Raw genomic sequence first — 6,974 nt, 5'->3', positions numbered from 1 at the left:
TCTTGGCCGGTGTTGTTGCGCCAAAAGTACAGCTCTGCCGGTTGACCCTGGTTGAAGCGTTGCTTGATCAGTTCCGAGACCACCAGCGTCTCGAACAATGCGCCACGTTGCGCATGGATGCTCAGTCCATCGACATCCTTGATGCCGAGTAAGGCCGCCGCTAAGCCGACATCGAGAAAGTAGAGCTTGGGTGTCTTTACCAGCCGCTTGCCGAAGTTCTCGTGATAGGGGCGCAGCAGGACGATCAGGTAGCTAGCCTCGAGCACGGTCAGCCATTCACGCGCGGTGGTGTGCGAAACGCCGGCATCGTTAGCCAACGCAGACAGATTCAGCAGTTGCCCAGTGCGAGCCGCGCACAGGCGCACGAAGCGCTGGAACAGGCTCAGATCCCGCACCGCCAGCAATTGGCGAACGTCGCGCTCAAGGTAGGTCGCGACATAATTGGGGAACCAATCCTGCGGCGAGAGCGGTCGGTCGTAGAGCGGTGGATAGCCGCCCTGCCACATCATCTGATCCAGGGTCGGCGGCAGCACGGCCGCTGCAGCGAGTTCCGCGATTGAGAACGGCAACAGCTCGATGCGTCCGACGCGTCCGGCCAGCGACTGCGTGATCCCGGCGATCAGGCCGAACTGCTGCGAGCCGGTCAGGATGAAATCGCCCATGCGCCGACGCTCATCCACGTGCCCCTGCAGGTAGGAGATCAACTCGGGCGCGCGCTGCACCTCGTCAATCACCGCGCCATCCGGAAACCGTGCCAGGAAGCCGCGCGGATCGTTGAGGACGAATTCACGGGTCTCTGGATTCTCGAGAGAGGCATAGGGCCGCTCGGCAAACAGCGCCCGCGCGAGCGTGGTCTTACCGGACTGACGTGGCCCGGTGATCAGCAGCACAGGAAAGCCCTGCGCGAGGCGCAGAGCGGTATGGGCGGCTTGGCGAGGGATCATGGCAAACCTTACAAATTGAAGACGTGAACTTCAAATTGTAAAGCAGACGCTCAAACAGCGACGGGGCAGGACGAAGCCCGAACGCCTCTGACTGAAACCCAGGCACCCAGACGTTGCGGATTTCACCGATGATCGCCACATCCTGTGGATTATGTTGGAATCTTTGGTCAACGTTGGCCTTAAGGCGATTGCCGGAAAAGCTCTTACCGAATTGTGTAGGATTTTCGTTTGCCTTCGAGCGAAAAGACAAGCAAGGCGGTATGAGCTTTGACAGAAATCGCCTAAGGTCAGCGCATGGACCAGGCAGCAACACCCTTCAGTAAGAGGCAGTAGACAGTACATCATGGCAAATTTGGCCACCGCGGATAGCGGCACCCAGCTCCAACGGCTCGAAGCAGCCATCGATCATCTCCTCAGCGAGGCCAAGCGCTGCGGCGCGAGCGCGGCCGAGGCCGGGGTCAGCGCCAGCACCGGGCTCGAGGTGGCGGTGCGCATGGGTGAGATCGAGACGGTCGAGCATACCCGCGATCATGGGCTTGGCATCACCGTCTACTTTGGCAAGCGCAAGGGCTCGGCGAGTACCTCTGATCTGAGCTCGGGCGCGATCAGCGATGCCGTGGCGCAAGCCTGCAGCATCGCCAAGTACACGCAGGAAGACCCTTGCGCTGGTCTGGCACCGGCGGAGCTGATGGCGACCGAGATCCCGGCGCTCGACCTGGAACACCCCTGGGGTATCAGCGTCGAGGACGCGGTACGTCTGGCGACCGACTGCGAGGACGCGGCGCGTGCTCAGGATGCGCGCATCGTCAACTCCGAGGGCGCCAGCCTTAGCACGCACGCTGGGCTTAGGGTCTACGGCAACAGCCACGGCTTCGTCGGCGGCTATCCGAGCACCCGCCATGGCCTCAGCGTCGCCGTGGTCGGCAAGGTTGGTGACGACATGCAGCGCGACTATTGGTGGACCTCGGCACGCGCGCCAGAGGATCTGGAGTCCGCCGAGAGCGTCGGTCGGCGCGCCGCTGAGCGCACTGTGGCTCGGCTTGGCGCTCGGCGGCTCGGTACCCGGCGCGCGCCGGTGCTCTTCCGCGCTGAGAAGGCGGCCGGGCTGTTGCGCCACCTCTGTGGCGCCATCAATGGCTCCAGCCTCTACCGCAAGATGAGCTTTCTGCTCGATCAGCTCGGCGAGCCGATCTTTCCGAACTTCTTCCAACTCAGCGAAGACCCATTGCGTCCGCGCGGTCTTGCCAGCGCGCCCTTCGATGGCGATGGCGTGGCGACCGCGCCGAAGGACCTGCTGCGCGATGGCGTGCTGCAGACCTACCTGCTCGACCACTACTCGGCCTGCCGGCTCGGCATGACGACGACCGCCAATGCCGGCGGCGTGCGTAACATGAGCGTCGGCATGAGCGAGCGCGATCGGCCGGCGATGCTGCGCGAGCTGGGCACTGGGCTGTTCGTCACCGACCTGATGGGTCAGGGCGTGAACAATGTCACCGGCGACTATTCACGCGGCGCGACCGGCTTTTGGGTCGAGAACGGCGAGATCCAGTATCCGGTCGAAGAGATCACTATCGCCGGCAATCTCAAGGACATGTTCAAAGGGCTGGTCGCGATCGGCAACGACTGCGACTTTGTCGGCAGCACCACCACCGGCTCTTGGCTACTGGAGGAGATGACCATTGCGGGGGAATAGTTCGACGCGCGGCAACTCGTTGATCCAGTTGATCCGCTGCCGGCATCGCAGCGCCTGCCGGCGTTTCGGAGTATCCCTGCATTTCGGCGCCTCCCGGCAATGCATCGCGCGAGCCTCAGCAGGAGGCCTGCGATGATCAACATCAGCGAGTCACTTGCGGACACCATCGCCGTCATCGAGGCCGCCCCAGAATCGGCTGCCGCACTCACGCTCTATGCCTTGGTGACGACCCTGGAGTACGACCGCGCCGGCCGTCTGTTCAAGCTCAGCAAGCTCGGCGATCTATCCGCTGAGCAGCGGCAGATCGCCTATGCGTTGATGGAGCGCTCAGTGGTCGAGGGCATCGGCGATCCGGCCTGGGCCGAGGCCAAGGCGCGCATCGATCGCGCCATTCGGGGGGTCTGAATCCTGCGATTCGCGGGGCCTGCATTCAGTGCCGGCGCGGTGTGATCTGCACCGGATGTTGTCGGATATAGACCTCGTCAAAGTTGAGCTCGATCGCGAAACCGCCCTCTTCCTCCCGCAGCTTGACCTGCTTGAGCTCCGGCAGCCGTTCGGCAAGCCAGGTGGTCATCGCCGCGGCCTGGGCCTCCTCGTCGGAGAGGATCGCAGTCGCCAGGTTTGCGGCAACAAACTGCGCCTTTTGCTCCAGGGCCGGCGCCAGGATGCGCTCGCCGTCGATATCGATGCCCTCTGACTCCATCTTCCGGTCCATCTTGTCGAGATAGGCACCCTGGTAGTCGGGCAAGGGTTTTGTACGGTCGTACTCGATCTGGGCAAGGCCGTTTAGTAGCACGGCCATCATGCTGCTCATGGGGTGACTCCTCTGTACGGAAGGTTGATCGGTCTCGCCCCTGTTCACGGGGGCGCAGATCAGGTTCTGCGATCTGTCATCTACAACCCAGATGGGCGCTGTTAGGCTTGTGCATTAATTGTCGAGCACCCACTACGACATCTCTCGACAGCGACCACTCAAGAGGCCATTCATGGCGAGCAAAACATCGACAACGGGACTGGCTGTCCCCAGCAAGCGCCTAAGCCGCCTCTGGCACATGGGGCGCGCAACCACCGATTTCGCCAGCGGCATCGGCCTGCGCGGCATGATCGACCTAGCGCGCAGCCGTGAGGGCGATGGTCAGCGCATCCGCCTGAGTCCAGCGGCGACCGAGCGCTTGACCAATCGTCTCGCCCGCATGCGCGGCGCGGTGATGAAGATGGGGCAGCTGATGTCGATGGACGGCGCCGACGTCTTCACGCCCGAGGCCGCCGAGATCATGGCCACGCTGCGCGATCGCGCCGAGCCGATGCCGCTGAGCCAGCTCAATCGCGTGCTGAGCGCCGAGTTGGGCAAGGATTGGAACAAGCAGTTCAAGCGTTTCGAGTTCGAGCCGATCGCTGCTGCATCCATTGGTCAGGTACATCGCGCCGAGACCCGCGATGGCCGCCGCCTGGCGCTCAAGGTCCAATTTCCCGGTGTGCGCGAGAGCATCGACAGCGACATCGCCAACCTTGGCTTTCTGAGCCGCAATTTCGGCATGATGCCGGAAGGCTTCGACCCGATGCCGATGCTTGAAGAGGCGCGGGTACAGCTGCATGAGGAGGCCGATTATGAGGCCGAGGCTGCGTCCTTGCAGGCCTATCGCGCGCTGATCGGCGATGATCCGGATTTCCTGGTGCCCGCCGTGCATCAGGATCTCTCGACCTCGCGCGTGCTGGCGATGGACTTTGCCGGGGGCGTCTCGATCGACCAGTTGACTGCCAGCCAGTACAGCCGCAGCGAGCGCAATCGGGTCGCCACACTGATGTCGCGGTTGATGATCCGCGAGTTGTTCGACTTCGCGTTGGTGCAGACCGATCCGAACTTCGGCAACTTCCTCTACGATGCCGAGTCGCGTCGCATCGTGCTGCTCGACTTTGGCGCCACACGCGCGGTGCCGCCGGCGCTGATCGACGGCTATCGCGCGCTGGCCCGCGCGACGCTGGCCAATGACCAAGCCGGCATGCGGCAAGGTGCGGTTGCGCTGGGCTATATCGGCGACGATGTGCCTGACGAGCAGGCCGCCCGGCTGATCGACCTGATCAGCCTCTCCGGTGAGGTCATCACCAGCGCTGGCCCCTACGATTTTGGCAGCTCGACCCTGTTCGAGCGGGTCTTCGCGCGTGGCCGCGACATGTTCCAAGACAAGCAGTTCAGCCACATGCCAGAGCCGGCAACCATGTTCCTGCAGCGCAAGTTCGCCGGCATCTTCATGCTCTGCCGCCGGCTGCGCGCGGAGGTCGATCTCCGCGCGATGCTCGAGCCCTATCTGTTCGACGCCAGTGTGCCTGGCACGCTGATCGATCCGAGCCAAACGAGCCAAGAAAACCGCTCAAACATCTCCAGCACCGCTGCTCACCTCAGCCCTGCGACGCACGCCTAAGGCGATTGCCGGAAAAGCTCGTACCGAATTGCGTAGGATTTTCATTTGCCTTCGAGGAGCGATGTAGGGAGCATCGCCGTGCTATGTGACCGACAACGCGACGAAGAAGGCGAGCGAAAAGACCCGCAAGGCGATATGAGATTTGACAGAAATCGCCTAAGCCCCTGGCCCGCAATGCGGCCTGATCGGGCTAGCCCGTCAGGTTAGCTCATCAGGCCAGCTCGTCAGGTTAGCCGATAAACCTGGCCTACCAGCACTGGCCGCTGGCCGCCCAGTCCTGTGCGTTGCTGACGCCCAGGGCGATGACGGCGTTTGCGATCCATCAATGAGATTATTAGAAGATACTTATATTCTGCCCGATATCCTTATCTTCATCGGAGCAGTACCATGACTGAGACACCTCAGCAGGGGTATCACCCTCTCTACTTTCTCGCCGCCCTCGGTGCGGGCGGGCTGACCGTGACCTTCTATCTCTACTTCATGTTCCTGGTACCACACCCGGACACGCCGGTGGTGACCGCGGATCATCTGATCGACCTCTGGGCCACCGGCGCCGATTGGCTACGGCCGCTGATCATCCTTGGCATCGCCGGCATGCTGGCGATGGCGACGATGCATATCCGGCTGCTGATCTGGAACCTGCTGCAATATCGTCGCTGGCGCCAGACCACCGATCTTGCGCAGATCGAGGCGCGCAATAAGGATGTTGCCTTCATGGCCATCCCGCTGACCCTGACCATGACCATCAACGTGCTGTTCGCGGTCGGCGCCGCCACCATCCCAGGTCTTTGGAACATCGCCGAGTACCTGTTCCCTGGCGTACTCGTGGTGTTGATCATCCTCGGCGCCGCCGCCCTGCGCATGTATGGCAACTATCTCTCGCGACTGGTGATGACCGGCTCGTTCGACTTCATCGGCAACGCCAATCTGAGCCAGATGATGCCGATCTTCGCCTTCGCGATGATCGCCGTGGCCTTCGCCGCACCGGGCGCCATGAGCCAGAATCAGCTCATCAATGCCATCGGGCTGTTCTTCGCGATCTTCTTCCTCAGCCTCTCGGCGCTGCTCGGCTTCGTCAAGCTGGTGGTCGGCGTCAACGCCATGCTGCGCCATGGGCTCAGCGCCAGCGCCTCGCCGAGCTTGTGGATCTTGATCCCGATCCTGACCCTGTCCGGCATCACGCTGGTGCGCTTGATCATGGGGCTGCAGCATGGGTTCGATCTGACGGTGCCGAAGCCGGCGCTGTTCGTGCTGACCTCGATCATCCTCTCGCTCGAGATCCTGTTCGGGCTGCTCGGCTACGTGGTGATGCAACGCCTCGGCTACTTCCGCGACTATCTGCGCGGCGAGCAAAAGAGCCCTGGCGCCTACAGCCTGATCTGCCCTGGGGTGGCCTTCTTCGTCTTTGGCTGGTTCTGGATCATGTTCGGGCTGGTCGGCAACGGCCTCGTCACGCCGCTGACGCCGGCGTTCTTCGTGCTGATGCTGCCGCTGATCCTGGTGCAGTGGAAGAGCTTGGAGACCTTGCTCAAGCTCAACCGTAAGCTGTTGCGCAAGTCAGCGCAGCCACACATTGCGAACGCGACCTAAGGCTAGCAGGCGATCCAATTCAGTCGGCAAGGTATCGAACTCGGTCGGCGTCCGCTGGGCGCCGACGCAATGGCACGCAAAAGGCGCCGATCAACCGGACACTCCCGCTAGGCCGCAACTCGGTCAAGGGCGACCGGATAAAGTCCTTGCTCGCGCGCTTCGAGCAGAACAATCTCGACGACACTGCCGTCCTCGGCATAGCTGATATTGACGTTCCAGCCGTGTGAGACATCACGTACCACAGGCTTATCACTGATCTGGATGTCTAGGATGTCGTCCTCGGCATAGTAGGTGGTCTTCATCCAAAGGCCCCGATCGCCGCCGCCA

At 62.4% G+C, this 6,974-nt stretch carries 7 protein-coding genes; 4 read left to right on the top strand and 3 right to left on the bottom strand.

What is annotated here, in order from left to right:
• Window positions 1-944: ATP-binding protein (locus tag VBE63_RS23055; RefSeq protein WP_323685359.1), on the bottom strand; the 944-nt coding region annotated here is incomplete at its 3' end.
• 343 nt (window positions 945-1,287) lie between these two features.
• Here VBE63_RS23055 and pmbA point away from each other — a divergent pair.
• Window positions 1,288-2,637, top strand: coding sequence for a metalloprotease PmbA (gene pmbA, locus VBE63_RS23050; RefSeq protein WP_323685358.1), 1,350 nt, complete (start codon window positions 1,288-1,290; stop codon window positions 2,635-2,637).
• Between the two features lie 132 nt (window positions 2,638-2,769).
• Entirely contained in the window at window positions 2,770-3,042 is a 273-nt protein-coding gene (locus tag VBE63_RS23045; RefSeq protein WP_323685357.1) for a hypothetical protein, read from the top strand.
• Window positions 3,043-3,067: 25 nt separating this feature from the next.
• Here VBE63_RS23045 and VBE63_RS23040 read toward each other — a convergent pair whose 3' ends face one another.
• A complete protein-coding gene (locus VBE63_RS23040; protein WP_323685356.1) occupies window positions 3,068-3,451 on the bottom strand; it encodes a hypothetical protein in 384 nt (127 codons plus the stop codon).
• Window positions 3,452-3,623: 172 nt separating this feature from the next.
• Between VBE63_RS23040 and VBE63_RS23035 the strand changes: the two genes are divergently transcribed.
• Both VBE63_RS23035 and VBE63_RS23030 read left to right on the top strand, forming a co-directional pair.
• The gene (locus VBE63_RS23035) at window positions 3,624-5,057 is read left to right on the top strand and encodes an AarF/ABC1/UbiB kinase family protein (protein ID WP_323685355.1); all 1,434 of its coding nucleotides are present in this window, start codon (window positions 3,624-3,626) and stop codon (window positions 5,055-5,057) included.
• Between the two features lie 387 nt (window positions 5,058-5,444).
• Window positions 5,445-6,647 carry a TsoY family (seleno)protein gene (locus VBE63_RS23030; RefSeq protein ID WP_323685354.1) on the top strand — a complete coding sequence of 401 codons (1,203 nt, stop codon included), beginning with the start codon at window positions 5,445-5,447 and terminating at the stop codon, window positions 6,645-6,647.
• A 107-nt stretch (window positions 6,648-6,754) separates the two neighbouring features.
• Here VBE63_RS23030 and VBE63_RS23025 read toward each other — a convergent pair.
• On the bottom strand, window positions 6,755-6,974 hold a 220-nt coding region (locus VBE63_RS23025), incomplete at its 5' end, for a DUF2283 domain-containing protein (protein ID WP_323685353.1).

Source organism: Lamprobacter sp., from assembly GCF_034860625.1.
Taxonomy (GTDB): Bacteria; Pseudomonadota; Gammaproteobacteria; order Chromatiales; family Chromatiaceae; genus Lamprobacter.
This window is presented reverse-complemented; position numbering and strand designations above follow the sequence as displayed.

Excerpts from the sequence above, each read along its gene's own strand:
- pmbA (WP_323685358.1), top strand. The coding sequence starts at position 1,288 with ATGGCAAATTTGGCCACCGCGGATAGCGGCACCCAGCTCCAACGGCTC.
- VBE63_RS23045 (WP_323685357.1), top strand. The coding sequence starts at position 2,770 with ATGATCAACATCAGCGAGTCACTTGCGGACACCATCGCCGTCATCGAG.
- VBE63_RS23040 (WP_323685356.1), bottom strand. The coding sequence starts at position 3,451 with ATGAGCAGCATGATGGCCGTGCTACTAAACGGCCTTGCCCAGATCGAG.
- VBE63_RS23035 (WP_323685355.1), top strand. The coding sequence starts at position 3,624 with ATGGCGAGCAAAACATCGACAACGGGACTGGCTGTCCCCAGCAAGCGC.
- VBE63_RS23030 (WP_323685354.1), top strand. The coding sequence starts at position 5,445 with ATGACTGAGACACCTCAGCAGGGGTATCACCCTCTCTACTTTCTCGCC.